The organism is Streptomyces silvisoli (assembly GCF_029269905.1).
GTDB classification, from domain to species: Bacteria; Actinomycetota; Actinomycetes; order Streptomycetales; family Streptomycetaceae; genus Streptantibioticus_A; species Streptantibioticus_A silvisoli_A.
In genome coordinates this window covers 154,059-179,886 of sequence record NZ_JARJBC010000014.1, presented here as the reverse complement: position 1 = coordinate 179,886, position 25,828 = coordinate 154,059, and the positions used below count along the sequence as shown (strand labels likewise).

Annotated in this window: 28 protein-coding genes and 1 pseudogene; 3 read left to right on the top strand and 26 right to left on the bottom strand. The window is 68.2% G+C overall.

Features of this window, described 5'->3' with window-relative positions; translation table 11 throughout:
- Positions 1–131 precede the first annotated feature (131 nt).
- From P3G67_RS22280 to P3G67_RS22265, 4 genes are all read right to left on the bottom strand, one after another.
- Complete coding sequence (locus P3G67_RS22280) at positions 132–509, bottom strand: hypothetical protein (RefSeq protein ID WP_276095038.1); 378 nt, start codon at positions 507–509, stop codon at positions 132–134.
- 97 nt (positions 510–606) lie between these two features.
- The gene (locus P3G67_RS22275) at positions 607–1,119 is read right to left on the bottom strand and encodes a DUF317 domain-containing protein (protein WP_276095037.1); all 513 of its coding nucleotides are present in this window, start codon (positions 1,117–1,119) and stop codon (positions 607–609) included.
- Positions 1,120–1,196: 77 nt separating this feature from the next.
- Positions 1,197–1,427, bottom strand: coding sequence for a hypothetical protein (locus tag P3G67_RS22270; protein ID WP_276095036.1), 231 nt, complete (start codon positions 1,425–1,427; stop codon positions 1,197–1,199).
- Positions 1,428–1,775: 348 nt separating this feature from the next.
- Positions 1,776–3,011 carry an IS4 family transposase gene (locus tag P3G67_RS22265; protein ID WP_276095078.1) on the bottom strand — a complete coding sequence of 412 codons (1,236 nt, stop codon included), beginning with the start codon at positions 3,009–3,011 and terminating at the stop codon, positions 1,776–1,778.
- Positions 3,012–3,261: 250 nt separating this feature from the next.
- Between P3G67_RS22265 and P3G67_RS36105 the strand changes: the two are divergent.
- Positions 3,262–3,351, top strand: a pseudogene (locus P3G67_RS36105) (transposase); the annotation flags it as partial.
- A gap of 66 nt (positions 3,352–3,417) precedes the next feature.
- Here P3G67_RS36105 and P3G67_RS22255 read toward each other — a convergent pair.
- From P3G67_RS22255 to P3G67_RS22160, 20 genes are all read right to left on the bottom strand, one after another.
- Entirely contained in the window at positions 3,418–3,606 is a 189-nt protein-coding gene (locus P3G67_RS22255; RefSeq protein WP_276095080.1) for a hypothetical protein, read from the bottom strand.
- Positions 3,603–4,088 (bottom strand): hypothetical protein, encoded by a 486-nt coding sequence (locus tag P3G67_RS22250; protein ID WP_276095035.1) that lies wholly within the window; start codon positions 4,086–4,088, stop codon positions 3,603–3,605. The genes P3G67_RS22255 and P3G67_RS22250 overlap by 4 nt, the downstream gene beginning before the upstream one ends.
- The gene (locus P3G67_RS22245) at positions 4,085–4,891 is read right to left on the bottom strand and encodes a hypothetical protein (RefSeq protein WP_276095034.1); all 807 of its coding nucleotides are present in this window, start codon (positions 4,889–4,891) and stop codon (positions 4,085–4,087) included. The genes P3G67_RS22250 and P3G67_RS22245 overlap by 4 nt, the downstream gene beginning before the upstream one ends.
- 1 nt (position 4,892) lies before the next feature.
- Positions 4,893–5,477 carry a DUF4913 domain-containing protein gene (locus tag P3G67_RS22240; RefSeq protein WP_276095033.1) on the bottom strand — a complete coding sequence of 195 codons (585 nt, stop codon included), beginning with the start codon at positions 5,475–5,477 and terminating at the stop codon, positions 4,893–4,895.
- A 94-nt stretch (positions 5,478–5,571) separates the two neighbouring features.
- Positions 5,572–6,771, bottom strand: coding sequence for a DNA cytosine methyltransferase (locus P3G67_RS22235; RefSeq protein ID WP_276095032.1), 1,200 nt, complete (start codon positions 6,769–6,771; stop codon positions 5,572–5,574).
- 1 nt (position 6,772) lies between these two features.
- Positions 6,773–7,372, bottom strand: coding sequence for a hypothetical protein (locus tag P3G67_RS22230; RefSeq protein ID WP_276095031.1), 600 nt, complete (start codon positions 7,370–7,372; stop codon positions 6,773–6,775).
- The gene (locus tag P3G67_RS22225) at positions 7,369–8,538 is read right to left on the bottom strand and encodes a DnaB-like helicase N-terminal domain-containing protein (protein WP_276095030.1); all 1,170 of its coding nucleotides are present in this window, start codon (positions 8,536–8,538) and stop codon (positions 7,369–7,371) included. The genes P3G67_RS22230 and P3G67_RS22225 overlap by 4 nt, the downstream gene beginning before the upstream one ends.
- Positions 8,535–8,771 carry a hypothetical protein gene (locus P3G67_RS22220; RefSeq protein WP_276095029.1) on the bottom strand — a complete coding sequence of 79 codons (237 nt, stop codon included), beginning with the start codon at positions 8,769–8,771 and terminating at the stop codon, positions 8,535–8,537. The genes P3G67_RS22225 and P3G67_RS22220 overlap by 4 nt, the downstream gene beginning before the upstream one ends.
- A gap of 52 nt (positions 8,772–8,823) precedes the next feature.
- Entirely contained in the window at positions 8,824–10,608 is a 1,785-nt protein-coding gene (locus P3G67_RS22215) for a type IV secretory system conjugative DNA transfer family protein (protein WP_391858315.1), read from the bottom strand.
- 76 nt (positions 10,609–10,684) lie between these two features.
- Positions 10,685–11,029: a hypothetical protein gene (locus P3G67_RS22210; RefSeq protein WP_276095028.1), complete on the bottom strand. Its 345-nt coding sequence runs from the start codon at positions 11,027–11,029 to the stop codon at positions 10,685–10,687.
- Between the two features lie 260 nt (positions 11,030–11,289).
- Positions 11,290–11,586 (bottom strand): hypothetical protein, encoded by a 297-nt coding sequence (locus P3G67_RS22205; protein ID WP_276095027.1) that lies wholly within the window; start codon positions 11,584–11,586, stop codon positions 11,290–11,292.
- A 142-nt stretch (positions 11,587–11,728) separates the two neighbouring features.
- Positions 11,729–12,226 (bottom strand): hypothetical protein, encoded by a 498-nt coding sequence (locus P3G67_RS22200; protein WP_276095026.1) that lies wholly within the window; start codon positions 12,224–12,226, stop codon positions 11,729–11,731.
- Between the two features lie 35 nt (positions 12,227–12,261).
- Positions 12,262–13,698: a hypothetical protein gene (locus tag P3G67_RS22195; protein ID WP_276095025.1), complete on the bottom strand. Its 1,437-nt coding sequence runs from the start codon at positions 13,696–13,698 to the stop codon at positions 12,262–12,264.
- Positions 13,699–13,726: 28 nt separating this feature from the next.
- A complete protein-coding gene (locus tag P3G67_RS22190; protein ID WP_276095024.1) occupies positions 13,727–15,226 on the bottom strand; it encodes an ATP-binding protein in 1,500 nt (499 codons plus the stop codon).
- Between the two features lie 27 nt (positions 15,227–15,253).
- Positions 15,254–15,709, bottom strand: coding sequence for a DUF6238 family protein (locus P3G67_RS22185; RefSeq protein ID WP_276095023.1), 456 nt, complete (start codon positions 15,707–15,709; stop codon positions 15,254–15,256).
- Positions 15,710–15,727: 18 nt separating this feature from the next.
- Complete coding sequence (locus tag P3G67_RS22180; protein WP_276095022.1) at positions 15,728–17,200, bottom strand: SCO6880 family protein; 1,473 nt, start codon at positions 17,198–17,200, stop codon at positions 15,728–15,730.
- A 94-nt stretch (positions 17,201–17,294) separates the two neighbouring features.
- On the bottom strand, positions 17,295–18,812 hold the full coding sequence (locus P3G67_RS22175) for an SCO6881 family protein (RefSeq protein WP_276095021.1): 1,518 nt from the start codon (positions 18,810–18,812) through the stop codon (positions 17,295–17,297).
- A 31-nt stretch (positions 18,813–18,843) separates the two neighbouring features.
- Positions 18,844–19,524, bottom strand: coding sequence for a hypothetical protein (locus P3G67_RS22170; protein ID WP_276095020.1), 681 nt, complete (start codon positions 19,522–19,524; stop codon positions 18,844–18,846).
- Complete coding sequence (locus P3G67_RS22165) at positions 19,524–19,832, bottom strand: DUF6112 family protein (protein ID WP_276095019.1); 309 nt, start codon at positions 19,830–19,832, stop codon at positions 19,524–19,526. Before P3G67_RS22165 ends, P3G67_RS22170 begins: the two co-directional genes overlap by 1 nt.
- Positions 19,833–19,907: 75 nt before the next feature.
- Complete coding sequence (locus tag P3G67_RS22160) at positions 19,908–21,059, bottom strand: C40 family peptidase (RefSeq protein WP_276095076.1); 1,152 nt, start codon at positions 21,057–21,059, stop codon at positions 19,908–19,910.
- 595 nt (positions 21,060–21,654) lie between these two features.
- Here P3G67_RS22160 and P3G67_RS22155 point away from each other — a divergent pair.
- On the top strand, positions 21,655–22,398 hold the full coding sequence (locus P3G67_RS22155; RefSeq protein ID WP_276095018.1) for a DNA-methyltransferase: 744 nt from the start codon (positions 21,655–21,657) through the stop codon (positions 22,396–22,398).
- An 85-nt stretch (positions 22,399–22,483) separates the two neighbouring features.
- On the opposite strand, the gene P3G67_RS22150 is transcribed toward P3G67_RS22155, so the two are convergent.
- Positions 22,484–22,996: a DUF5655 domain-containing protein gene (locus P3G67_RS22150; protein ID WP_276095017.1), complete on the bottom strand. Its 513-nt coding sequence runs from the start codon at positions 22,994–22,996 to the stop codon at positions 22,484–22,486.
- A gap of 406 nt (positions 22,997–23,402) precedes the next feature.
- Positions 23,403–25,145, bottom strand: coding sequence for a recombinase family protein (locus P3G67_RS22145; protein WP_276095016.1), 1,743 nt, complete (start codon positions 25,143–25,145; stop codon positions 23,403–23,405).
- A 65-nt stretch (positions 25,146–25,210) separates the two neighbouring features.
- Between P3G67_RS22145 and P3G67_RS22140 the strand changes: the two genes are divergently transcribed.
- Positions 25,211–25,828 carry a flavin reductase family protein gene (locus P3G67_RS22140; RefSeq protein ID WP_276095015.1) on the top strand — a complete coding sequence of 206 codons (618 nt, stop codon included), beginning with the start codon at positions 25,211–25,213 and terminating at the stop codon, positions 25,826–25,828.

Sequence of the window (25,828 nt, the reverse complement as noted above, 5' to 3'; positions counted from 1 at the left end):
TACGCACCCGATGGGCAGTCAGCGGCGCTGGGCACGTTCGTCGGTGGACGGACGCCGCGTGTGAGGCATTGCGCTGGCACGACGAGACTGCCCCTGCCGGGTGAGGCGGGGGCGGCCATTTCTTGGTGGGCCTATCGGGGTCCGGCGATGCGGTTCGCGACGTCCAAGGCGACCTTGGCGACGGTGAGTGCGGCGCACAGACCGGTTGTTCCGTTCAGAGTGGGGCGGATGACGTGCGACCAGTGGCCGGTCAGCCCCGGCCAAGTGGCAAGCAGGACCTCGCTGGTCGCAAGGCCGAGGTGGGCGGTGACGTCCATGCCGCCCTCGCTTGCGGGCCACCAGTTCAACAGGATCTTCCCGAACCCGAGGCGGTTGTCGTCGGGGCTGATCCAACGAACGAGGATGTCGCGATGGGGAGAAGCACTTGATGTGTAGACCAATGCGCCGCGAGTACCGGCGGGCATGGGGGTGTGCACGAGCGTCGGCAGTGGCAGGAGGGTATCGGTCAAGGCGGTGATGGCTTCGCTCCTGTTGGTGAAGTGGTGTGGTGAAAGACAAGCCGCCCGAGGCGTGAGACGTCTCGGGCGGCTTGAGCTGGGACCAGGGTCAGGATGTGGCCAGCAGGGCGGCGGTGAACGCCCGGATCGCGTCGGCCGGTACGGAGGACGTGAAGTGGACGTGCCAGGTCGGATCGGCCTCGGGAGCCTTGCGCGCTTCGTAGAGCCAGCCGTCATCGTCATGGCGGACCCAGGGGTGGCCGCCGGGTGCGGAGTAGGTGGCGGGCAGGCTGTCGTCGTCTACAGTCCAGCCCGGGCCATCCAGAATTCCGGTGACGACGTGCGCGGCGTCCGGCGCGTCGGGGGACCACGGGGCGTCGTGCGAGTCGCGGGCGTTGACGGGGTTGCTACCGGTTAGCCAGTCGAGCTGAATGCCGACGCCGTGGGGCAGGTAGCCCTCCTGGCCGTCCTCGGCGATGAAGACGGCGCCGTCGGCATCGAGGACGCGACCGACGTAGTGGGAGAAAGGCCAGTCCGGGTTGATGGCCAGACGGGCAGGCTGGTCGGGATCGAGATCCTGAAGCTGGCGGATCAGCTGTCCGACGGTCAGTGAGCGGGGCATGGGAATCCCTCAGGGCCGAAGACGGGGTCGTGGTGAGGAGTTCAGCGCAGGGCGAGGCCGAGTCGGTCGCGCGGGGCTTACGGTGCGGCGGGGTTGGCATGGCTGGCCACGTGGCGCTTGCGGGACTCGTTCACGTACCCCTTGCCGCGATCCTTGAACGTCCACGTGCCGCAGGTGCAGACGGCCTGGGAGTAGGCGCGGCCGGGGCAGTCGGGGTGAAGCGGTTTGCCGGAGGCGGTGTGCTTGTGTTCAGGCGGGCACGGCGTGCCGTCGGTGTGGTGGTTGGTGAGCGGTGCACGGTGAGTCAACGGCATTCCTGTTGCAGTGGGGTGGAGGGTTGGTGACCTGGGGTTTTCCCGACGCCCGTACGTTGGCATGGGGCGTGCCGAAGTGCGTAGTCGATTCCGCCCGGGGGCGTCTGCCGTGGGCGAACTGGACCGTCTCGTAGGGACGACTTAGAGGCAATACCGGTGATTTAGGTTCTTTTCTGGCGTGTGCTGGTGGGTTTGGTGGGTGGGACCAGCGTGACTGCGCGCGTGGGTGGTCGGGGTGGGTTGCGGTGGTGGGTGTGTTTGAGGTGCCAGTTGCTCATCTTGCGTTTGATGACGCGGGGATTGGCACGCAGCCTTCGGGGTGGAAGCAGCCTTTCCAGCAGCTCACGGGCCGTGTGAGCCAGTGCCTGCTGGAGCCTGGAGGGGGGAAAGTGCCGCCTGGCCGGTGACGTGGCGGCGGGCGGCGTTCAGGGTGCGGGTGAACGAGATCCGATCGGGATCGAGACCGGCCTGATGGGCGGTGTGGTGCATGGTTTCCCGCAAGGCATGGTGAACCAGGAGGAACCCGTAGACCTCCTGCTCGACACCGTCGGGATACCGCGAGCGCAAGACAAGCTGGTGCCCGCCCTGGTGCGTTTTGATCTCGTCCAGGGCGCTCTCGATTTCCCACCGCTGATGGTAGAGGGCAGCAAGCTCTGTGGCAGGGGCCTGGTGGGGGTCGCAGAGCGTGGTGATGAGCTGGTAGACCGCCTCCTCGCCGCCGTCGAGGGTGTACTCGATCACCCGGACCCTGGCGGGATCCCGGCGGGGGCCGCGGTCGCTGGACGCGACGATCTCGGACAGGTAGGAACCATCACCGAGATCCCGAACGACAGGGAGCACGACGTTCTTGCGGACCCGCCACAACAGGTCGGCACCTGTGTTCGCGGCCGCCCGCCACAACTCGAAGCCGGTGATCCCCCGGTCGGCAAGCACCAGCATGCCCGGCTCAAGCCGGCCCAGGAGATCCGGGATGAGGTGCTGTTCGTGCACCGACAGTGGTCCCGTTGCCGCGGCGAACACCGCGTGTGTCCCGCACTCCACCAGTGCCGCAAGTCTGACCTGCGGATACGCGCTCCGCTGCTGCCCGCGACCCGAGCCAGGACGGCCAAAGAACCCAGCGTTGTCCTCGGTGTCGGGGACATCGAAGACAGTGCCGTCCACCGCCACCAGCCGCCACCTGCGATACCAGGCACCTGCCGTGTCCTGCACCGCCACCGGTCGGCAGACACGGCCGAACAACACCTTCAGCGGCTGTGGCCCCAACCGGCGACGAGCCCTGCCGATCGCTGCCGTCGTCGGTACCTGCCACGCCTTCTCCCACCGCCGCACCCGCTCAAGACCCTGGGTCAGCAGCCTGGCGACTTCCTCATAGCCCTGCCCGGCGAACAGGCACATCGCCAGCACGAAATACACCACCACACGGGCCGGAAACAGACGCGACCGCTGTTCCACACGCCCGCACTCAGCGATCACCTCATCCACCAAGTCGGGCGGAAACACCCGCGTCAGCACCCCCAGAGCAATCCGATCCGACAGACGCCCACCCGACGACGACTTCACCTGACCCGGCCTTGGCACACCACACCCAACGACCCAACAGCACGCAAAGTCGCTGGTATTGGACTTAGAGGGCATCTGATCTAGGTAGTTGGTGTTCTGGGATGTTTTTGTGACCGGTGGCATTGGCGGTTGTTGCACAGGGTGTGAGTGCTCGTCGTCCGTACCGCAGTGACGTGTCCGACGCCCGCTGGGCCTTGATCGAGCCGGTGTTCACCGCCTGGCGGGCGAGCCGGAGGCGAGCCGGACCGGGCCCGGCACAGCGGCCCGGGTGCACGACCTGCGGGAGATCGTGAACGCGATCCTGTACGTCAACCGCACCGGTATTCCGTGGGAGTACCTGCCGCATGACTTCCGGCCGTACGAGACCGTGTTCGACTACTACGCCAAGGAAGCCGACGGCACCACCCAGCAGGTCCACGACCTGTTACGAGACAAGACTCGGGTCGGAGAGCGTGGACAACACCGGCGTCGCGGCGGACAGCAGTCCGAGGAGCGGCGCCAGGTAGGGGCGATTGGATCGGGCGGGAGCCGGGGGATCCGCATCCAGCACGGCGGCGATGCCGTTCGCGGTCTGCGTGAGCAGGTCGGCCATTTCCTGGCGGGAGACGTTCATGCGCGGGCCTTTCGGGCAGGGGCGGGCGCGGTGGCAGGACGGTGGGGGTGCGGCTCGGGTGTGGTGGCGACGGTGGGAACGCTGCGCAGATGTGGTGATCGAGCTCGGGCGGCTTGTGCTTGGCGACCGACCGGCGTGCTCGCCGTGATGGTGGTCTGCGGGACCCGCTGCAAACGCTCGTGAGCGACGCGGTACACCGCGCCGGCTTCGCGTTCGCCTGCCGCCAGGAGGTAGATCTCGCGCCGGTGTTGGCTTTCCGGCGGTGCGTCGCGGAACCGGATGACCAGGCGCCACTCGGCCTTGGGGTCGATGTACACCTTGTGGCAGTCGGCGAGTCGGCCCTTGAGCGGTGCACTGCGCTCGTTGCCGTGCACCAGGTGCTGGAGTTCCAACAACGCCAAGTCCCTGATGTGGCTCGGGATCTGGCGGAGATCGGCCAGGGCGTCTGGGTGCGCGGCGAAGGCGTAGCGGGGGGCCTTCATCGCGTTCCCTTTCGGGTCTGCGGCTGCTCGGTGGCCGGACGTATCGCGGAATCCACGGTGATCGAGGCGGGTGCTGCCCAGCTCTTGGTGGTGGAGCGCGTGAGCGCGGCCTGTGCGCGAGCAGCCGTGGCAGAGGGATTCGGGCTGGCTGCGGGCTCAGGCAGCGGAGTGTCGCGGTTGAACAGCCACTCGTCTGCGTCCTCGCAACTGGAGAAGGCGCCCTCGCGCACGGTGTAGACGTCGAAGTCCTTTGAGACCTCTTCGATGAAGACGCGGTAAGGCAGTTCAGCGGAGTCCGGGTGCCGGTCGTGGATGATGGCCCAGGTCTCCGTGCCGAAGTCGAAACTGCCGGGGTTGTGGGTGTAGTGGTCGAGCACGTCGTATCGATCACTCGATGACTTCAGCTGCTCCTCCAGCCGCTGCGTGAGGTTGTCCTTCGGCTGGGGGGCGTCGTCGGGCGAGGCGTTGATCGCCTCGGCAGGACAGCCGCGTTGGATGAGCCACCGCTGCGCAAGGGGGACCAGCGGTTCGGATTGGGTGGCGCAACGGAAGGTGTGGCGTTCGCGGTCGCGTGTGATGTGCATGGCCACGTACGCGGGCGTGCCGGGAACGTCCCAGGTCGCCGATGTGTCGTAGAAGACCAGGTAGCTGTCGCGGCCATCGCCAGTGTGGTGTGCGGTGACGGGGATGAAGCTGTCGTCGCAGATCGTGGCTGCGCCGAAGTCGGCTGCGGTGGCGTCATTGGCGGGCTCGAAGCCATCGAGCCGGTAGTCGGGGCGCCACGGTTCGTGCTGGTGGGACATGTCAGGCTGCCTCGGAGGCGGGTACGGGGGAAGCCAGAAGCCGGTGGTTGGGGCGGGCCGCACTGGTGGTACAGGCGGCGAACGGCCCGTCGGCAGAACGTAGTTGGAGCAGGGCCGGGTCGAGGTGGTCGCGGTGCCAGATCGAGGGGCCGGCGAGCCCGGCTTCGACGTCGGTGAACTGCTGCCAGGCCAGCCATAGCGCGTGCAGGCGCGCGACCGCCTCGGGGTGCTCACTCCACTGCTGGCACCACGGGCGGCTGGTGGTGACCTCTCGCCCGTAGGTGCGCAACACCAGGTGGTCCACCCAGAACCGCAGCGCCGCCAGTTCGACTGCGTATGCCTCGTCATCGAGGGCGAGGATGAACACCGACGACGGATCGGTCTCCTCCTGCGTGTCCTCGCTTGCTGGCGCGGCCTGCTCCGAAGGCGCCGACTGCATTTCGGCACCTTCGGAAGTAAGGCGGTCCAGGAGCTGGCCATGGGTGCGGTTTTCGGCAACGAGTCGGGAGACGGTGGCAGCGAGGTCGTCAAGGTCGTGGTCGGGTATACGGACGGGCTCTGGGATCGCTTCGGTGGGTTCGGACATGGGCCTTCCTCCGTGTCGGTTGAACGGCGTCGGAGGATGAGAATCCGGAGAAAGAGGGATTTGGCCCGGCCGGGAAGGCAGGTGTAGTAGGGCCTCACCACCGCCTACAGCTCGGGCATAGTCCCAGGGGTGGTCTGAGCAACTGCAGTGCGTGTGCGGCTTGTTGGGGAACGACGCCGTTGCCCAGCGCGGTGAGCTGGGCGGGTCGGCCCAGGCCGGGAGTACCGGTCACCCACCCTTGGGGTAGCCCTTGCATCCACTCCATGAAAGCCGGGCTCAGGCGGCTGAAAGCATCGGTGGCAAGCGGAGCCGGGCGGGTGCGCATCTCCCATCGAGCGACGGCGGCGGCGTACGGTCCCCACCTGGTGTCGAGCGTGTCCGGTCCGACTCGGTGCCGCTCCACAACGGCATGGGCATCACTAGCCAGGTCGGTCGGACCTCCCCGTGCACCCTGCGGCTCGTGGGTGTGTGGTGCGGTTGTTGCGTCGAGAGTGGCCGGGCCGCTGCTGACGGCAAGGTCAGATCCCCGTTGCCGTGGCGCTGGTTGGGGCGGCCCTTGATGCCGTCCGGAGCCTTCGGGGTGGGCAGCAGGAGCCACTCCACCTCGTCGGCCAGATTCGGTCCGTGGCCGCCGCGCTTGCGCTTGGCCGGGTGCTGGCTGCCGCCGTTGGATCCCAGGTTGCTCGTCGGAGTCTTGAGCAGCGGTGATCCTGCGGGTGGGCCAGGCGGTGAGGAAGACGCGTTCACGGCGGTGCGGTGCTCCGACATCGGATGCGCGAACGACGCACCAGCGTGCATCGAGCCCGAGGTCGGCCAGGGACCCGAGTACGGCAGCAAGTGCTCGCACAGGAGGCTGACTTGGGGTGTTTCCCAGACACCACGGGCAGCGTTCCACGTCGCCAGGGGAACCGGCGGGCGAGGTGAGCAGTCCTCGGATATTTTCGATCACCACCAGGCAGGGGTCGAGAGCTTCGATGGCGCGGGCCACGTGGTGCCACAGGCCGGAGCGGGTCCCTTCGGCGAGCCCGGCCCGGCGACCGGCGAAGGACACGTCCTGGCAGGGGAAGCCGGCGGTCAAAACGCAGACCCGTGGCACATCCGCCCATCGCACGGCGGAGATGTCGCCGAGGTTGGGCACCTTGGGCCAGTGGCGGGCCAGGATGAGGGCGGCGTTTGGGTCGATGTCGGCGTGCCAGGCCAGGCTGCCGCCGAGGGCGGCTTGGACGCCGAGGTCCAGGCCGCCGTATCCCGAGCACAGGCTGCCGATCAGCGGCGTGGCCGGGGAGTCGGGCACCTCAGCGGGCCGGGCGGGAGGCGCCGGAGGCGGCTATGTGCACGGCCGCTGGTGGGTAGGAAGACAACGCTTCGGAGGCGGCGATGCGCGTGGACGTGGTGGTGCTGCTACGGGCTGCGGTGGCGCGGGGACCAGCGTCCGAGTTGAGGTGTACGGAGGTGAGGTGAAGCGTGTCGGCCGCGGACTGCAGTGCGTTGTGGGTGGCGCTGAGGTGGTCCTCGGCCACCGTGGTGGCGTGCCAGCGGACATCGCGTAGGTCGGCGGAGTCGTGGTAGCCGGCGACGCTGTAGAAGAAGCCCAGTTGCTCGTAGACGCCTGCGAATTCTGCAGCGGCTTGTCCGGCGTCAGTGGTTGCGCTGCAGAAGGCGGCGACGGCCCTGCGGCGGTCGTCGGAGACGGGCCGGCGGTCGGCCACGCGGGAGAGCACCTCATCGGAGAGCCAGGTGACAAGGGAGTTGAGTGCAGCGAGCTGATGGGAAGCGCATACCAAGTCCAAGGAGCCGTCGAGGTCTTCGGCGACCGGCAGACTCTGGCGCAGGGTGTCGACCTCGTGGGCCATCGCGGACAGGGCGCGGGCGTCTTCACGGGGGGTGTGGATCACGAGTGGTTCCGGTGGTGAGAGCGGGCGGCAGGGAGGGAGGCTGGTGTCGCGGCGGCTTGAGGACGTCCGCGCGCGGCAGGGTGCGGTTGGCTGCGGGCGAGGGCGGCGCTCATGCGTGCCGATGAACGCGGCTGCGGCGACGTGGGTCGGTCGGATGCGCCGGTGGCGATGCGCCAGCGGCGGTGCACGTCATCAACGGGCTTGAGGGCGTGGAGCGCGTAGCCGATGAGGCGCCCAGGTGCCAGGGCTCGGTTGTCGGACAACTCGCCGACCTGTCGCGCGGAGGCGGCGGCCGTGCGCAAAAGCGAGGAGCGCAGGACTCGTTCGCCGAAGTGCTCGGAGGCGATGCCTGGGGTGCCGCAGATCGTGAGGATCTGGTCGGCGTCCAGACTGCCGTCGATCAGGACGCCGCGCCGTTGGGCCTCCCACAACACCGTGAGTGGGTCGATGGGCTCGCCGCGATGATGGAGCGCTCCCAGGCATCGGTACAGGTGTCCGTGACCGGGATCGGCGAAGTCCTCCGGGCGTAGCCAGGCCACCAACTCGCCGAGTTCAGTGGAGTGGTCCACGAGACTCGCGAGGAGCATGGGCTCGTCCTCAAGTTGCCCGTCCGGCACGCGAGATGGAGCCGACGCGGTGGTGGATGGTGGCTGAGGTTGGGGCTGGGCGGTGGCTCGTGGCTCGGTGCCCCAGCGGCGTGCGAGATCGTCGAGGACCTCGGTCAGGACCTGGACGTGGTGCACGGTCCCCTCGACTTCGCGGCGTATCGCATCGGCGTGTGCCGCCTGGTGCAGCCGGGTCGCGTGCTCGGCAACGCTGCGGTGGATCGCGCCTTCCAGCACCATCCGGCCGTAGACCGGTGCATGGGCCGGGCGGGGGCAGGCCGCGATGAGGGTGTGCGCGTAGGACGCGGTCACCCCGCGGATGCGCGTGCTCGCCTTGGTGAGGGTGTCGGTCACCCACGACATCGGGACGTCGTGGCCGGGCTGCCGCTTCGCGGCCTCGTGACCGGCGGCGTGCAGGTGGAGCATCGCGGCGTACAGGGCGCCGTGCAAGGGCCGGTAGAAGTGATCGGGCGCGAGCCACGCGGACAGGCGGGGGAGCTGGTCGGGATCGAGCAGAATGGCGCCGAGGACGGCCTGCTCGGCCTGGATGAGCGGCGTCACCGCTCGGCCTTTTGCCCGGCCCTCTGGCCAGTGACTGCCTCCGCTACCGCCTGGTCGGCAAGGGCCAAAGCGGCGGCGAAGCCGTCCAGTTCGCCGATGAAGTGCGGGTCGGTCGCACGCAGCGAGCCGCTCGGGGTGACCAGCCACCAGTCGCTCCGGCACTTGACGAGGGGGGTATCGGCCAGGCGCGCGGAGGCGTGGACGGAAGAGAACGTGGGGGTGTGCTCGGACATCAGGCTCCAGACGGCCACGGGTGAGCAGATGAGGAAGCGTGAGGGGGTGTGGTCATGCTGCGGTTCCGAAGTCCTCGCGGCGCACGGTCTTGGCGATGGCCCGCTGTGTGATGGCCGCCGTCGCGTGGGCGGAAGCGGCGCCGAGCTGCTTGGCGTTCGACTCCCTGTACCAGGGCTTCAGATCCAGCAGGGCGGGGCGGATTCCGGTGGCCAGCAACAGCGCGCTGCCCTTGGGCAGGGCGCGGATCTCATCGGCGGGAAGGATCTTCTCGGTGCGCATCGACACTGAAGTGGACTGGCCGGACTCGCTGTTGGAGGTGGAGACGGTCTGCACTTCGTGCTCGCCCACCAGGCGGGAGAGTTTGTCGGCGAAGTCCGCGTCGTCGATGCCGCTGCCGATCACCTTGATAGTGGCCGCAGACCACAGGGCGTCCATGCCGGCCTCGCCCCACACCCGCACGCCCTGCCGGTAGCTCTGCAAGATCGTGACGGGAATGACGCCCCGGGACCCCAAGTGGGAGTACAGGTCCGGAAGATCACTGATCTTGCAGACGTTCGCTGCCTCGTCCAGGATCGCCAGCAGCGGCGGGTCGAGGCGTCCACCGTCGCGTTCGGCCTGGATGACAGCGGAGCGCATCACGGCATCGGCTGCTGCGGCGATGATCGCCGAGGCGGAGCCGCCGCCGTCCTTCGACAGCAGGAACAGCGTGTCGCGGCTGGTGGCGAAGGCGTTCGGCTGGAACTCCAGCAGCGTCGGATCGGGGGTGACCCAGGCGGCGATGGCAGGATCGAGAAGGCAGGCCGCGTACTGCCGGGCGGTCTCGAAGATGCCGTCGCGAGTCTCGACGGCCCCGGCCACCGTCCCCTGGAGCTGGGCGGCGACCGCGTCGAGCCCGGCGTCCTGAAGGACGTCGACCGGGGTGCGGTCGGCCGGGGAAGCGAGCCAGGCCAGCACACCGGTGATCGGGCGACCGGAACGGGCCGCTGCCAGGAACAGCGCGGTGAGGGTGTTGGCGGCGGCGGTGGACCAGAAGTCGCCCTGGCTGGACTCATCGACGCTCGCGGAAACGAAGTGCCCAGCCAGGCGCCGCGCTCCGGCCAGGTCGCGGGCGTCGGCGAGGATGTCCCACCACATCTCGCGCGGCGCGTGCGCGATCTGCTGCGGATCCAGAGTCCACACTGTGCCGACCTCGGCGCGGGCGTCCACGGTCGCGGTGAACGCGTCGCGTGCCGCCTTGTTGGAGGTCAGCAGCACCGGGCCGGGAGCGCGCAGGATCGCGGGGATGGCCATGCCACTGGTCTTGCCGGACCGCGGGGCCATGATCAGCAGAAGAACGTCCTCCCAGGAGGACCGTGCCTCGGTGCGGGTGTTCTTCAGGGTGCCGAGCAGGATCCCGCGGTCTTCGGGCTTGACCTGGGCGGGCTTGACGTTGCTCAGGCTGGGACGCAGGTCGATGGCCTTGGCGGCGATCTCCTTGGGCAGCAGCGCGGCCAAATCGCGGCGGCTGGCCAGGCCCTGCGGGTTGCGCCGCAGCCGCAGCCAAAGCTTCACACCGAGAGCGGCAATGGTCAGGAGGACGAGCGCGGGCACGACGTAGCAGCCGGCGATCAGCGCGGGCTGCGAAAGAGCCGGCCACAAACGGGCGGGATGAAGGATCGTTTCTGCGATCTGGTAGCGGGCCCACGGGCCCGATCCGAGCAGGAAGTTGGTGAGGTTGCCGAACAGCCAGGCAACCGATCCGCCCCCGAGAAACACACCGGCAACGCCGAGCATCAGGTAGAGCAGAGCGTCGGTTCCGGGGGTGGACGAGGGCGTACGTGTACGCGGGGATGGCACTTCGAACTCCGAGAGCAGACGGGAAAGGCTTGAGGAGCGCTGCGCTGTGCTCTTCTGGCGGTCATGGGCGGTGTCCTTAGCGGGTGAGGCGGGGCGTAGTGCGCGCGGAGGGCGGCGTGAGGAGGTCGGTCAGTCGGGAACGCAGTGCATCGCGTTGGGTCACGGCGTTGTCGAGTTGCTCGGCGATGTCGAACAAGGCGTCCACGAAAATCGCGTCGGTGCGGTGAGCGCTCCCGGTCAGCGAGTCCAGCCGTGCTCGCAGCGCGGCGGTGGATGCTTCGGCGGTGACGAGATGCCGGTGCGTCGTGATCAGGGTGAGTGCGGCGTCTGCCGCGTCAGGTGCGACGGCGTACAGCTCGTCGAGGCTGCAACCGAGCTTCGCCTCCAAGCGGTCGTCCAGACTGGCAAGGGGGTCGGGCACAGTTCGGAACTCCAGGGCTTCACAGCGATCGCCGGGGCGACCGCGAGGTGGGCGTGGGTGATGCCGTACTCATTGGGAAACGGGCGCTGGTTGTCGCGACGTTGGTGGTAACCGGCGAGACGGCGCGGGCCGCATGGGCGACAGCAGGCATGGAAGCCGCAGCAGCAACGGCGTGCTGGGTCTCGCACGCGTCGGCGCTGTCCAACGTCCTGATCTCGTGGGGAAGCCCGTGCAAGTCGTCCCTGATCTGGCTAAGTTGTTCACTGGCTGCGCAGAGCCGATCGCTTAGTTCCCAGCCGGGTGATGCGGCTGGTGTCGAGTGCCGGGTCGATGACGACGTTGTAGCGGGCTGCCCGCAGCATCTGCGCCGCGTACGTGGCCACGTCCGTCCGCTCTTCGAAAGGTGTGGTCAAGGCCAGTCGGTGGCGCAGGCCGTGCCAGTCGTTGATCTCGGTGAATCCGGCCCGGCGCAGGAGTACGGCGGCCAGGTCGTCGGCGCCTCGGGCGCTGACCCTGCCGCTGGGCTCGACTTGGATGGTGATGGTCGGCTCGGGCACGACGGTCTCCTTCGTCTGGGCTGCTGATGTCACGAAAGACGGGCAGCCCCCGGGGTGCAGCTTGCGGACGACAGGATCCGTGCGATCGCATGCTTGGCCCGGCCGGACGTACGTACGTGGTAGTGCACCCCAGGGGATGGCGTCAGAAGTGCGGGTTCTCGGTTGGCCGGTCGTCCTCGGTGGCGGCGTCCAGCAGTTCCGGCAGGTCGCTGGGGTCGGCGTCGCGCTGATCGATCCACCAACCGGCCCGCGTGATGGTGCGAGCGGCCTCCTCGATCTGCTCCCACTCGGCGTCGCTGGTGGCGCCTTCCAGCACAGTGGCGATGTAGGCGGCGGAGAGGAGCTGGTGGCGGCAGCGCGTTGCCCAGGAGACGGCACGGTCGGTGCCTTCCAGCGGCGGCATGCGGTAATGCTCGCTCCACGCGTCAGCTTCGGCCTGCTCGGCGGCCCGCTTGGCCTCCAACCATGCGGTGCTGTCAGTGGAGTCGTCCTCGCGGCTGGCCTTCCAGCAGTCGGTGCAGTCTCGCCCGGCCAGCCACCTGGCGTAGCTGGCGCGCCGGTCGGCGGGGCGCGAGGACAGGTCGGCCTCGCTGCTGTGGCCACAGGTGTGGGTAATGGTCCAGATCCTCTTTACAGCCATGTCAGTGCTTCCTCATCAGTAGGGCGGTGGTGAGATCAGCGGCGCGGGCCGGGTGACGGGGACGCCGACGGTGCCGAGAAGGGCGATTGCATCGCTGTGACAACGGTGGGAAATGAGGGCTTGCGGGCATCGGCGGCCGGTGAGGCGGCGGTTGCGGCGCGGGCTCGGATCGAAGCAGGCAGCGACTGGTCACGGGCCGGGGCAGGGCCGGTGAGATCCACCAGGTCCACACCTGTCCAGCACAGGTCCTCGGCCAGCTCGGCCAACCGCTCGGAGAGATGCTCGAAGCGCCGGGCGATGTCGGACCCGGCCGGCCCGAGGCGCTCTTCGCCCCAGTTCGCCGTGGCCTGGAGGAACAGCTCGAGTTCGGGGACGGCTCCGGTGTAGCCGTCGACCACGGAATCAATCAGGTCGGTGATGTCCGAGGCGTTCCGGGCACGGCCGACCTGGGTGACCAGGGCCGACGGCGCCACCGTCGTGGGCTGGTACATCACGCGCGGATCGACGGCGACCGTGAGTCGCTCGGCCTGCAAGGCGGCGGTCGCCTGCGCGGTCCGCCGTACCGCTTCACCGTGGAGCATCGAGCTGGGAAGGGTGTAGATGTCCAGATCGCGGTGGTGAGTGAAGCCGTGGTGGCGAAGGATCGTTTCTGCCTGGGGCAGGCCGTCGCGGACGGCGGCGGCAACACCGAGGTGAGGGTGGCGTCCGAAGGCGACGTCGGGTTCGGGCGGCATGAAGAACTTCCTCTGACGGGACGGGCGGGGTGATGCGGGCGTGCTGTCCGCCCTGGCGGAGACGGGCCGCAGGTCAGCGATGTGCGGCCCGGGGTTGGGGCGGAGCGGATGGCACGGTGACGGCGCCGGATGCGTCAGTTGCTGCGACGCGGATGTGGACGCATGCCGGGGAGGTGGCGCGGGCGGCCTCGGGCCGCGTGCCAGCGGCCGGCAGAGGGCGGCCGTTGCCGTGGACGTAGGCGACGGCGTCCAGTACGCGGTGGGTGTCGGACAGGCGGGCCTCGACGTAGCGTCGGGGGCCAGCGCGGGCAGTCGAACGTCGTCGACCGCCTGGTGGTACCGGGGCAGGAGACGTCGGCTGACAGTAGACGCTGCCCGAGCCGGGTCGCGGGAGACCGCCACGCCGTCCGGGGCAGAGGTCAGGCGCAGGTTGCCATCGACACCGGGCGGGGCGACGGCGCCGACGAGGAACTGATCGCGGCGCAAGGGCCGATCGAAGACCAGGAGTAGCTCGTCACCTGGACCGATGAGCAGGGCTGTTTCGTCGTGGACGAACTCGCGGACGGCCCAGTCCAAATGTCCGGCAGCCCAGAGACGTTCGGTGGCCTGGTGCTGCTGGAATCGTTCGGTGAAGTATTCTGCGACGGTCATCCAGGTTCCGGGCAGCCGGTCGGCGAGGGCGGTGGCGAATTCCGGGAGGTCGGCGCGAGTCGTGCGTCCGGCGGTTGGTGCGGACATGGGGAGTTCCTTGTGAGCCAGGGGAGGGTCAGGCGTGCATGCGGGCGTCGGTGTCGAACAGCTCGCGCTCGCGGGGGTGGAGGATGTGCTGGGTGATGAAGGAGCGGCCCGCGACCTTCCACAGGCCCCGCCCCTTCGTCAGGGCGGAGACGGCCTGGGTTTCGACCCCGGTGAGCCCCAGCAGTGACGCGGCGGTGGCGAGTTGGTCGGCTTCCTGGCGGTAGATGATCCGCGTCGAGCAGTCGGTCAGCAGGCCCTCGGCCAGCGCGCGTCCCCGGGATCCGGCATCGCCTGCGGTGAGCAGGTCGGACAGGCGGTGGATGACCATCAGGTTGGCGATGCCCAGGCCCCGGCTGAGCTTCCACTGGGCCTGCATGCGCTCCAGCAGGGCGACGTGCCGCATGACGCGCCATGCCTCGTCGTAGATCACCCATCGACGGCCGCCGGTGGGGTCGGCCAGGGCTGACTCCATCCAGGCGCTGGCGCAGGTCATGGCTAGCACGAGTCCGGTGTCGTCGCCGGTGCCGCCCAGGCGTGACAGGTCGATGGTGAGCATGGGCGCGGTCGGGTCGAACCGGACGGTCGAGGGTGCATCGAACATCCCCGCAAGGTCACCGTGGATCAATCGGCGCAGGGCGTGTGCGAGGTCTTCGGCTGCCTGGCCGAGGCGCCCTGACTGCTCACCGAACGCCGCGTCCAGTCGGGCGGGCGAGCTGAGGATGTGGGCGATGTCGCCGAGCAGCGGGGTGGTTCCGGTGGCATCGGCCTGGGCGACTACCAGGTCAAGCGCGACGTCCAGCGCGGTGTGTTCCATCGGGTGCAAGTCGCGCTTGAGGACGGTGCGGGCGAGGGAGGCGAGCAGCAGCAGGCGCCGCTTGCGTACCTCGTTGAACCAGTCCTCCTCCCGTACGCCGAGGGGACGGTCGGGTGCGTCCAGTGGGTTGAGCCTGCCGGGCAGACCGGGGCCGAGCGCGATGGTGTCGCCGCCCAGTGCCTGGGAGACGATGGTCCACTCGCCCTTGGGGTCGCAGGGGACGTAGATGCGGTAGTCGAAGGCGATGGCGCGGGTGGCCAGGGATTTCGCGAGGGCGGACTTGCCCATGCCGATGATCCCGGCGAGCAGGATGTTGGGGTTGGTGAATCCGTCCAGGCGTCCGTAGAGCGCGAACGGGTCGTAGGTGAAGGCCGCTTCGGCGTGGACGTCACGGCCGATGTAGATGCCTTCGGCCCCCAGGCCGCCCTCGGCCAGGAACGGGTAGGCGCCGGATGCGGTGGCGGTGGTCATCCGGTGGGCGGGGAGCTTGAGCTTGCCGCCGCGGCCGGAGGCAGGCCCCGGCCGCCCGGCCGGGGCGTAGGTGGCGCGCAGCTCGGGATCGATGCCGTCGTGGCTGCGGCGGGCTGTCTGTTGTGCGGCGAGACGCGCTTGGTGTCGGGCGGCGGCGAACTGCTCGCGGGCGGCGCGCTGTTCGGCCCGGGTCCTCTTGCGCGGGGTGAACAGGGGAGTGGCGATGGCACGCTGGCGGGGCACGGCGGTGGTCTCCGGTGGTGCTGGGGTTTAGTGGCGGATCAGGCCGGTGAACGGGTCGCGCAGATCAGCCGGGGTCGCCTGGTGTCGCACCTTCGCGGCGGCGGCCAAGTGGCGCTGGCAGATGGTCAGCTCCGGTGCCCCTTCGGGCAGGCCCGTCCGGCAGGCTTCCCTGGACAGCACGGGGCCGGAGCGGGCGTGGGGGGCTGCGTGGTAGGCGGCGTGAAGGTGCTCGGCGGTCAACCACAACCGGGTGCGGGCCGCCCGCAGATGGTCGCCTTCGACCGCGGCGACCGGTGTCGTCCGGCTGGCGTGGTCGTCGAGCAGGCCATGCAGGGAGAGGACGTGCGCATGCAGTGCGTCCAACTCCGTCCGGCTGGCTGCCAGGGGACCGCTCGGGAGGTTGAGTGCCCGATGGAAGTCGAGCGCGGCGGTGGCGAAGGGGACGAAGTCCTGCGCGAAGGGCGGCGGGGGAGGGGTCGACATAGCAGGGTGCACTCTTGTTCAGGCGGCGAGAGCCAGCGGGAGGGCGGCGACGTTGAAGGCTTCGGCCTGTTGCCAGGTCAGCGAGCGCAGGTCGACCATGGCGGCCACCGCCGCGGTCTCGATCGCGGCACATGCGGCGCGCAACTTCTCGCGGGAGTCGGCGGAGACGGTCAACAGGCCGGTCAGCGCGACATCGGCGTGCCCGGCGATCAGCTGGTGCTCGCGGGCCTTGATGTCCGCGTACTCGGTGGCGTCCTCTTCGCTGTCGACCTGGCCCTTGCGCGCGCGCTCGGCCGCATCGGCGATCACAGTCGCCTTCCGTCGCTGGACGTCCTTCAGTGCCGAGTCCAGGCCCTTGGGCTCGTAGGTCAGCGACAGGGAGCGCCGCACGCCGGAGGTGAACAGCAACTGGTGCAGGAAACCGGGGCTGGTCTCGGTGCGCGGCCAGTTCTCGATCCAGAAGGTGGCGTGGTGCGCGGTGTCGGTCTCGACGTGGTCGGCCTTCTCTACCAGGACCACCGGTCCGGCAGCCGCCGGGTGCGCCTGGGGGCGGCCGGAGGCGGACCAACGCTCCAGTACGGCCAGCGCGTTGGGGTCGTAGGCGGTACGGACCACGGCGGCGATCTCGGTCGCGGACAGCCACCCCGTCGGGGTGAGGCCGGCGGTGCGGGCAGCCTGATCGAACGTGACGGTCAACTGGGTCAGGACGGAGAAGGCACCGGTCAGTCCGCCACCGGCCTGGTTGATCAGCCTGCGGGCGGCCTTGGTGTCCAACGCGATGGCCACATATGCCTCGTGCGGGGCTGCGGCAGGGCCAGCAGCGGACAGCAGCTCGGTGTAGACCGGGCCGGCGATGGTGGCGTCCGGGTTGCCGTTCTCGCTCCAGTACCGGTTCAGCGCGTCACCGCTGTCCGGCACGGTGCGCTCCAGGACCTGGACGCGGGCGATCTGACCGGTGCGGGCCAGGGCGGCCAGCGTCCTGCCCCATCCCGCGACGTTGGCGTTCTGCGCGGCCGGGTCGAGCAGGGCATAGGCGCGGCTGCTGACCTTGACCACCGCGGTCAGCGTGCCCGCATGCGGGTCGTGCACGGCGCCGAAGCGTCGGTCGGGAGAGGTGTGCACCCGCAGGGAGGCGGCGCTGCCGGGCAGGTGCAGCAGGCCCTCACGCCGGGGGCGCCGGGACGGGCGGGCCAGCCAGACCAACTGGCCACGGAGACGCCGCAGTGCGTAACGGACGACGATCGGGGTCCAGTCGGCCAGGGACCGGCTGCGGTGCCGGACGAAGACGGCCAGCGCGATGACTGCCCACAGCGGTATCAGCTTCAGTGCAGCCGCCAGGCCGTACTTCACGATCACGCCGAGGAGCAGCAGGCCGGTGATGCCGGTGACGATGAGCTGTGGCGTGGTCAGACCGAGCAGGATGCCGCGCCGGGAGCGGTGCGGGAACTTCACGGTGGTCGGTGCTTCGGGGTGGGGCGATTCGGCGTACATGGTGGAGCAGCCCTCAACTATCAGGGGAAACGGTGGAAAGAGGGGCGGGCTGTGGGCGTGCGAGACCGCAGCCCGCCCCCGGGAAGGTGGGGGGCTAGGAACTCGATCCGCTGCCAGGCGGCTGGTTGGGAAAGACCCAGCGGTGCGGCGTCGGCGACCCCTGGGGCGACGGCCCCGAGACCGACGAAGCCGCGCCAGCGCCACCTGCTGCGGGCGGCGGTGCCGAGGCGGGACCGCCCGACGATGCGGAATCCGGCCCCGGGTAGATCCGGTGCGGCGCCTGCGGTGCGACAGCGGCACCCTGGGGAGGCGGACCCTGATCCGCGAGCGGCGCGACGGAATCATCCGAACCAGCGCTGCCGTAGGCGCCATCCGATGCACCAGGCTGCGCATCGCCACCCCCGGTACCCGAGAACGGTGTCGAAGCGCTTCCCTGGCCGGGGCGGCGGATGAGGGCTTGGCCCTTGTCGCCGTCCGCGCGCGGACGTTGGATCAGCGGGCGGCCCCTGTCGCCGGGTGCGTTCGGGTCCTCGCCGAACCGGAACCGCGTCTGCTGGGGTGCCGGGCTGCCGCCGGTCGGGTCGATCCCCGAGGCCACACCGTCCGCCCCCATGCCGGGTACCTGGTTGGGGCCCTGAGGCGCACGCATGCCGGTGCCAGCCTGCAGGGCCAGACTGCCCGCGGTCTTGGCGGCCCCAGCAGCCGTCGCCAGCCCGGCCGCGCTGGTGCGGTGCAACTCGTCCCCGTTGCCGCCGTCGGAAGCCCAGTGCACGAACCGGTAGGCCGCGAACGGGCACAGCAGCACCAGGACCATCACCACGATCCCGGCCATCATGTCGGACAGCGCCGAGAGGCCATCGTGGCTGTCGGACCGGCCGATCGCCGAGATACCGACGACGAACACGATGGTCATCAACAGCTTGCTAAAGACCATGGTGGCGGTCGCCTCGATCCAGCCTCGCCGCCAGCGCCGGGCGAACTCCCAGCCCCCGCCAGCCCCGGCGAAGATCGCGAGGGTGACCAGGATCAAGATGGCCACCTTCCGGAAGACCATCACACCCCAGTACAGGAACGCGCCGATCGCACACCCCAGGGCGATCAGGGACGGCACAGCCCACCCGAGCGGGAACAGCGACCCCAACTCGCTGACATCGACAATCCGGCGTACCGCGTCGGCGAGCGTGGTGTTGGCCGCATGGAACAGCCCTGCTGAGAGGGCATCGACCACCGTCAGGGCGGCCGTGGTGCAGCCGATCACCGCGAAGGCGAAGAAGACCCCAGTTATCGTTCCGGTCACCGCCTGGGCCAGGGAGTCACCGTCCCGCCGCCATGCCGCTCGCATCAACGCCAGGCAGAACGTGCCCACGGTCAGGATCAACCCGATCGGCAGGAGTAGTTCGTAGTTGTCCCTGAACCACGAGGCGTTCAGGTTCACTGCCGTGGTGCTGTCCACCGCCTTCGCGGCCAGGTTGGCCGCGCTGGTGGCCAGTTCGCTCATGGACTTGGCGATCCACGCGCCGATGCCGTCGGTGATGGACGAGCCGACACCGGAGGCCACGCCGCCGACTGCGTCGCAGACCTGGTTCATCAGCGGAAGGTCACAAACCCCCATCAGGGCACCTCCTTGTCTATCTCGGCGCGGGTCACGGCGCGACGTTCGGAATGACACCGACCAGCGCACAGGGCGTGGCCGGACGGCACTGGACAGCGAGCGTGGTGGTGCGGTCCTCAGCTCCCCCACGCGGAGCGCCGTTCCAGGCAATGGACTCCGTGCCGGAGACAGTGACCGCGTAGATGTACGCCTGCTTGATCGCTCCGGGGTCCGCGTTGAGCGCCGCGGTGAACGCATCCGGGATATGGCCGTCCGAGACCGTGGCTGCGGCGAACTGGCCGTCGTCGTGCATCTGCTGCCACACCTGCGCGGCCGGCACCTGGTCCTCCACCGACTGCCAGTCCGCGTACTGCGCCTCACCGGTCATCCACCCCCGCAGCCCCGCCAGGTACTGCGCCTGCGTGAAGTGCCGCGTGTCGTACGACCACAGGACAGCGGCGGCGGCCTTGCCGAACGCGACCGGATCGTGCGTGACCGGCGGTTCGGCCACAGCGCGAGCAGACCCCGACGGCGGCGAGAACGACGGCTTCGAGGAGGCATCGGGTACTGAACTGGTCGTCGCCCTTGGCGCCTTGGAGGGGGCGTCGTCACGGGTGAGGTAGGAGAGCAGCGCGGTCAGCGCGGTGAGCACGACCAGGACGGTTGCGCCGATCACCGCCCGGCGGCGCACAGTGGATGCGCCGCCGGGGTGGGAATGGGTCGGCTTCGGCATCAGTGGACCTGGGTACCCATCGCCGAGAAAAAGGCCACGATGCCGTTGGCCGCGCCAAGCAGCAGCGCGCAGCCGGCTGCCACCACGGTGCCCTTCTTGCCGTTGGCCTCGGCCTGGTGGGACCCGGAATGGTGACCCCAGGCCCACACGACGGCAGAGACAGCGAGAGCGCCGACCACAGCGATGATGCCGAACAAGTTGATGCTGCCGATCACGTTCTGCAGGACCGAAAGGCCAGGCAGACCACCGGACTTGGGCGTGATCCCGGGATCGTAGGCGAGGTAGGTGGCGTGCTGGATGAGACTCACAGATGAAACTCCACTTTGATTCCGGGCGCGCGAGAGCCCTCGAGTGTGTCGAGTAGGAAAGGGGAGAGGCGCCGGTCAGACGACGCGGCGGGTCGCGAGGATCTGCGGCTTCCAGGAGGCGAGGGTCGCGATCCTGACGACGTCCCCGGTGTGCGGCGCATTGATGATCAAGCCGGAGCCGATGTACATCCCGACATGACCTGGGGCCGCCGCGGAGCTCTCGGTGAAGAGCAAGTCACCGGGTTGCAGGTGGTCGACGTCGACTCCCTTGCCCTCCGTGACCTGGTCATACGTGGTCCGGCCGAGGCTGATCCCGCCAGCCTTGTACGACATCTGCATCAACGAGGAGCAGTCGCACCGGCCCATTGGGTCACCACCGTGGGGATCCGTACAGTGCCCGCCCCACTGGTACGGGGTACCGAGTTGCCCCAGCGCCCACCGGATCGCGGTCCTCACCTGCACGGGAGAAGTCGCCGGGATCTGGTACCCCGCCGGAAGCGCCCCGGCGGGGATCGGACCGAAGCCCGAACCGTCAGCCTCGGTGCTACAACCAACGAGCCCTCCGGTCTGGCCGCCGCCTGATGGCGACGGCGCGTCGGTACTCGCACCGGAGCCACCCGATGAACCGTCATCCGGCGTGTTCAACTCGGTGGCAATCGCCTTTTGCAGTGCTGTCGCCAACGGCTCCCACTTCGCGTAAGCGTCCGGGAACGCGCTCCCCTGCACCTTCTGAGCCGCTTGGGTCACCGTCATCGACTGCCAACCAGGAACGTTCAACAGGTGCGAGTAGAACTGGGTCGAGGCATACACCGGATCCTCAATCTGCGCCGGAGTGCCCCATCCCTGCGATGGGCGCTGCTGGAACAGGCCGAGCGAATCACGGTCCCCATACGTCAGGTTCTTAAGGCCCGACTCCTGCAAGGCGGTTGCCAAGGCGACGACCTGCCCTCGGGCCGGAACGTGCATGGCCGTCCCCGTGGCCTCGATGATCTTCGCATTCGGGATCTGCTCGGCCAGATCATCCAAACCCGCAACGGAGACGTCGGACTTACCGCCGCCTGACAGGATCGACTTCACCTGAGCGGCAACTGCCGCCGAATCCACAGTCTGTGGACCGCCGCCAGCACACGAGGCCGCAGCCTTTCCCGCGAGAGCGACCACCAGGGGAACAGCCAGGACGAGTGGACCTGCCGCAGCCAGCCCGACCGCTGCCCCAACCTTCTTCACGCCCACCGCCGTGCCGGTATCGACACCGCGCGGTCGACACCAGTTCGGACCGGAGACGGACGTGCCTGGGCATGCTGCATGAGCAGCTCCTTACGTGAGGAAGGCGCGGCGCCGGTGTCTCGTCGAAAAGTCCTCCGGCGCCGCACCGGTGTGAATCCACGCCCCTCAAAGAGAGGAGCCTTCGACATTCGGGAGGTGGTAACGCCTGGACACCGGTTTCGCTAGTTGTGCGCGGCTACAGCTGCCCTCGTAATCTCAGATGGTGCATCAGGTAAGGCTCCTTTGGTGGGTTAAGAAAGATGCCTCTGGTGGGGCCATAGAGCTGCCCCATTGGACGGGACAACATCAGCACCACAGGTCAGCATGGCTGGATACAAGGTCCGGCCTGCGAACACGACGAGACATTAGGCGCGGATTCCGGCCGCACCAAACGAACCCCGAACCAGGCCCGCCGTCCAGGTAGGAACGCGGCTTGCTCGTTGGGTGCGGCCGGAATTTACGGCTAACCTCCGGCGCATTGCTTGCACCAATCGGCCGCGCAAGTCGCCGCTTGGCGTGCGCTGCACCCGATTCCCCGAAAGGGAGAGCCTCCCGAATGACGTTCACCCTGCACCGAGGCGACGCTCTGTCCGTGCTGTCGACGATCGCGAACGACAGCGTCGACGCGGTTATCACCGACCCGCCCTACAACAGCGGCGGACGCACAAGCTCCGAGCGCACCGCCCGCACCGCCCGAGCTAAGTACACCTCCGGCGACGCCACCCACGACCTCGCCAACTTCCCCGGGGAGAACCGGGACCAGCGCTCCTACACTCGCTGGCTCACCGAGCTGCTGACCGAGTCCTACCGCGCCACACGCGAGGGCGGTGTGGCCTTGGTGTTCACCGACTGGCGCCAGGGCCCGGCCACCTCCGACGCACTGCAGATGGCCGGTTGGACCTGGCACGGGCAGATGGCCTGGATCAAGCCGGCATCCCGACCCCGCAAGGGCGGCTTCAAACAGGACTGCGAGTACATCCTGTGGGGCGTCAAGGGGAACCTGCCGATGAGGGACCTGTACCTGCCGGGCCACTTCATCGCCTCCCAGCCCCGCAAGAATCGTGTCCACATCACCCAAAAGCCCATGGAGGTCATGCAGCAGCTCGTCCAGATCTGCCGGCCCGGCGGAACAGTCCTCGACCCCTTCACCGGCAGTGGAACCACCGGAGTCGCCGCCCTCCGCGAAGGAAGGAAGTTCGTCGGCATCGAACTGTCCGACCACTACGCCCAGATCGCCGAGCAGCGCCTGCACAGGGAGCTGACGCAGGACGACTTCGTACTGGCAGGACCGGAAGAGTGAGAACCAGACGCCCCGACGGAGTACAGGTACGAAAAAGGGCGGCTGCTCGACCGTTGTGGTCCAGCAGCCGCCCGGAGCTACTTCGTCACGCCGCCTCGTAAGCATGCCGCAGCAGCGGCTGCGCCTTCTCCAAGTCGGCAGCGCATCTGATCCGCACCTCAAGATCGCCCGTCCCCAGATGGCCCTTGCCACGGACGCTGCGCGTGAAGCCCTCCTCCAACACCACCGTGTCCGGATCCACCTTCAGGTAGACGACCAGTGAATGGCTGGCCGGCCGAAGCAATACGCATGCGACGTTCACCATCCGCCGGAACGCGACATAGTGCAGCTTCGCCTCCGCCTCCACATCCCCCGACGTAGTCAGCGACTTGTACAGCTCCCCGTACAGGTCCCGCAACGACTCCGGGGCCTCATCGAGGATCGTCTGCACCGGCTTCGGGCCGCCACCACAAGCTGACGACAAGCCGCGGTCGGCCGACTCCTGCCGCACTGCTCCTCGCCCCGACTCGGAGGAACCCGCTGCGGACTCCACCAACAGCAGGCTCAACAGGCCGTCAGTGAAGAGGCGATAGCGCACGAGGTCGATGCGCTGACCCATGAGGTGCACCGCGAGTGCTGCCTCAATAGCTGCCTATCAGTTGAATCCCTTGGCTAACCGCGGTCTTTGCGGTCGGCGTCACTCGGCCGGTTGGCAAGGGGATAGTACGCTACTTCGTTGTGTTCGAGAGTTGGTTAGTTGATGGATCGTGTTGCCTCAAGGGGCGAGAAGCGCCAACCTTCGGTTCGTCAGGAATCATCAGTCCCTCTGGCAAGTGTCTCCACTAGCTGCGGTGAAGTGAACTCGCGGCGAGGGCCGCACAGCAGTGAGGGCGACTGGCTTAAGCGTTTCCTGCAAGGAAGCCCCATGCTGGGCCACGAGGAAGCAACCAGGCTCCGTTACCTCCTCGGATACATGGGGACTTGAGGGCAGTGGTCCCGGCCGCTGAGGGCCGGGACCCCTGCGTTTACCGCCCGATCTCTTCCGGCATCTTCCAGTTGGGGACCAGTCGTTCCTTCACGCTCGACGTTCGTATGAACCCGTTGGGCTTGGCTGCCGGCTTTACCACGATGTGGTGGAGGTAGCGCTTGAGGATCGCCCGGCGTTGGCGGATGGTGCCTGTCCGCCAGTTGATGATGAGTTCGTCAGCCGCGAACTTCGGGGCGGGGGCGCCTTCCAGTACGGCTATGGTCTCGCGAAGATTTTGGATTTTCCGGTTGAGGTTGGCGAGCATTGCGAAGTAATCCTCTTCCGTCAGACCCACTTGGTCCAAGGTGCCTGCGGACCAGCGATTGATGAGGTCTTGCTTGCGTGCCAGGTTCTGGTCGAGTTGGGCCACGAGAGCGGTGAGCTTCGCAGGGGCGTCTGGTTGGTCACCTTCACAAGACGTCAGCAGGTTGAGCAGAAACACTTCCATTGCCTCCACTACTGCTGCCTCCGCAGTCTTCCCAGCGACGTAGGTGCCGCCGCACCCACCTCGTGGAGACGGAGGACAGACGTAGGTGAAGACCCGGCTGCCGTTCTTACGCTTGCGCGCCGAGTGGCCAACCAGACCTCGCATGCACTTATTGCACCGCAGGATCCCCGAGAGCAGGTGCTTGTTGGCTGTGATGCGCGAGGTACCAGGCTCTCCTGGCTGGATGCCCATCTTTTGACGGCGCAGTTGCATTTCGAACTGGACTTGCGCCCACACCTTTGGCGTGACGATCGACTCCCACGAACCGAGCAGCGGGCGACCGTCGTCGTCGAAGAGGACTAGCGACCAGCCGTCCTGCGTGCCCGCGGACTGGACGCGGTGCCGTCCCGCGTAGGAGACCATCCCCGCGTAGCGGGGGTTGCGGAGCATCTTGGTGACCATCGTGGAGGACCACAGCTTCGCCGAAGGCGCCTCGATGCCTTCCTCGTTGAAGTGTTTGGCGATGCTGTAGGCCGACTCGCCCGACAGGTAATCCTGGAAGATGCGCGTGACGACGTCGGCCTCGTCCTGGATGATCTTGCCCTTGTCCGGGCCCTTTCGGATCCAGCCGAAGGCGGTGCGGCCTTGGGCCTGGCCGTCCTGTGCGGCGGCGAGGTGCTGGCGGGCGACGCGGCGCGCCGTGTCCTCGGAGGACTTCAGCGCCATCACGCACATCATCCGCGCCATGTGCCGGTCGCTGTCGTTGATCAGGTTCATCCGGCCGCCGGTCGCACCGATGACCGGCTTCTTGACGTACTCGACGATGTCGATGAGGTCTTCCAGGTCCCGGGGCTGGCGTACCAGCCGGTCCAGGTCATAGAAGACGACGCCGTCGATCACGCCGCTGGCCAGGTCCGCCAGGAGCTGGCGGAACTCGGGCCGCAGGACGACCCAGTCGATCGAACCGTCCGGCCGGATGACCTTCTTCTTCTTGAAGGCCGAGGTGTCGTTCTCCTTGTAGACCTTCGTGAAGGAGCCCCAGGCCAGGCGTTTCCTGGTGTCGTGAGCGTCCTCCAGTTGTCGGTCGACACCCGCCTCCAGGCCGAAGCGGTCAGAGGAGATGCGCAGGTAGGCGCCTGGGCGCTTAGGGGCGTAGGCGGCGAGGTGGTCGTACAGGTTGAGGGTGACCTGGCCTCCGCGGGCGTGCGCGGGGACCTCGAAGTCCTCCCAGACGGACGGTGGCGCTGCGGGTATCACGAGTGCTGGCTCCGGATGCTTGTGACCTTCCGATACCAGGCACTTTCCGGCGAACATCGCGATTGGGGTCGACCGTCGATGTATGTGTAGGGTGCAGGGCTTCGTCCTGGATACTGGGCGCCATGCGCATCGACTTTGATCCCGAGACCATGGACCGCCAGTCCGTCTACCGGCTGCTGACCGCGGTCGTGGTACCTCGTCCCATCGCTTGGATCTCGACGATCTCGGGCGACAGTGGTTCTGCAAACCTTGCCCCGCACTCGTTCTACACGATCGCCAGTGTGCAGCCGCCCATCGTGCAGTTCACCTCGGTGGGGCGGAAGGACTCGCTGCGCAACGTCGAGGAGACGGGGGAGTTCGTGGTGAACTTCGCTCCGGAGCAGATGTTTGAGCAGATCAACGCGACCGCGACGGACTTTCCTCGTGGGATCAGTGAGTTTGATGAGGTCGGTGTGGCGCGTGAGCCCAGTGTGCGGGTGAAGCCGCCGCGGGTCGCCGCGTCTCCGGTTGCGCTGGAGTGCGAGCTGCACAGCACGCTGCGGTTCGGTGACTCCACCGTGGTGTTCGGACGCGTGGTGCACGCCGCGGTCTCGGAGGCGGTGCTCAGCGACAGGCACCCCGAGGTGCGGGAGATGCGCCCGCTCAGCCGGCTCGGCAAGGACGAGTGGGGGACGCTCGGCGACGTCCTGGAGATCTCGCGGATCCGCTACGCGGACTGGCCGGGCCGTATCGACGGCTGA

Coding starts and splice junctions, on each gene's coding strand:
- P3G67_RS22275 (WP_276095037.1), bottom strand. CDS start 1,119: ATGCCCCGCTCACTGACCGTCGGACAGCTGATCCGCCAGCTTCAGGAT.
- P3G67_RS22255 (WP_276095080.1), bottom strand. CDS start 3,606: ATGAACGTCTCCCGCCAGGAAATGGCCGACCTGCTCACGCAGACCGCG.
- P3G67_RS22250 (WP_276095035.1), bottom strand. CDS start 4,088: ATGAAGGCCCCCCGCTACGCCTTCGCCGCGCACCCAGACGCCCTGGCC.
- P3G67_RS22245 (WP_276095034.1), bottom strand. CDS start 4,891: ATGTCCCACCAGCACGAACCGTGGCGCCCCGACTACCGGCTCGATGGC.
- P3G67_RS22240 (WP_276095033.1), bottom strand. CDS start 5,477: ATGTCCGAACCCACCGAAGCGATCCCAGAGCCCGTCCGTATACCCGAC.
- P3G67_RS22220 (WP_276095029.1), bottom strand. CDS start 8,771: ATGTCCGAGCACACCCCCACGTTCTCTTCCGTCCACGCCTCCGCGCGC.
- P3G67_RS22200 (WP_276095026.1), bottom strand. CDS start 12,226: ATGGCTGTAAAGAGGATCTGGACCATTACCCACACCTGTGGCCACAGC.
- P3G67_RS22195 (WP_276095025.1), bottom strand. CDS start 13,698: ATGTCCGCACCAACCGCCGGACGCACGACTCGCGCCGACCTCCCGGAA.
- P3G67_RS22185 (WP_276095023.1), bottom strand. CDS start 15,709: ATGTCGACCCCTCCCCCGCCGCCCTTCGCGCAGGACTTCGTCCCCTTC.
- P3G67_RS22180 (WP_276095022.1), bottom strand. CDS start 17,200: ATGTACGCCGAATCGCCCCACCCCGAAGCACCGACCACCGTGAAGTTC.
- P3G67_RS22175 (WP_276095021.1), bottom strand. CDS start 18,812: ATGGGGGTTTGTGACCTTCCGCTGATGAACCAGGTCTGCGACGCAGTC.
- P3G67_RS22170 (WP_276095020.1), bottom strand. CDS start 19,524: ATGCCGAAGCCGACCCATTCCCACCCCGGCGGCGCATCCACTGTGCGC.
- P3G67_RS22155 (WP_276095018.1), top strand. CDS start 21,655: ATGACGTTCACCCTGCACCGAGGCGACGCTCTGTCCGTGCTGTCGACG.
- P3G67_RS22150 (WP_276095017.1), bottom strand. CDS start 22,996: ATGGGTCAGCGCATCGACCTCGTGCGCTATCGCCTCTTCACTGACGGC.
- P3G67_RS22145 (WP_276095016.1), bottom strand. CDS start 25,145: ATGTTCGCCGGAAAGTGCCTGGTATCGGAAGGTCACAAGCATCCGGAG.
- P3G67_RS22140 (WP_276095015.1), top strand. CDS start 25,211: ATGCGCATCGACTTTGATCCCGAGACCATGGACCGCCAGTCCGTCTAC.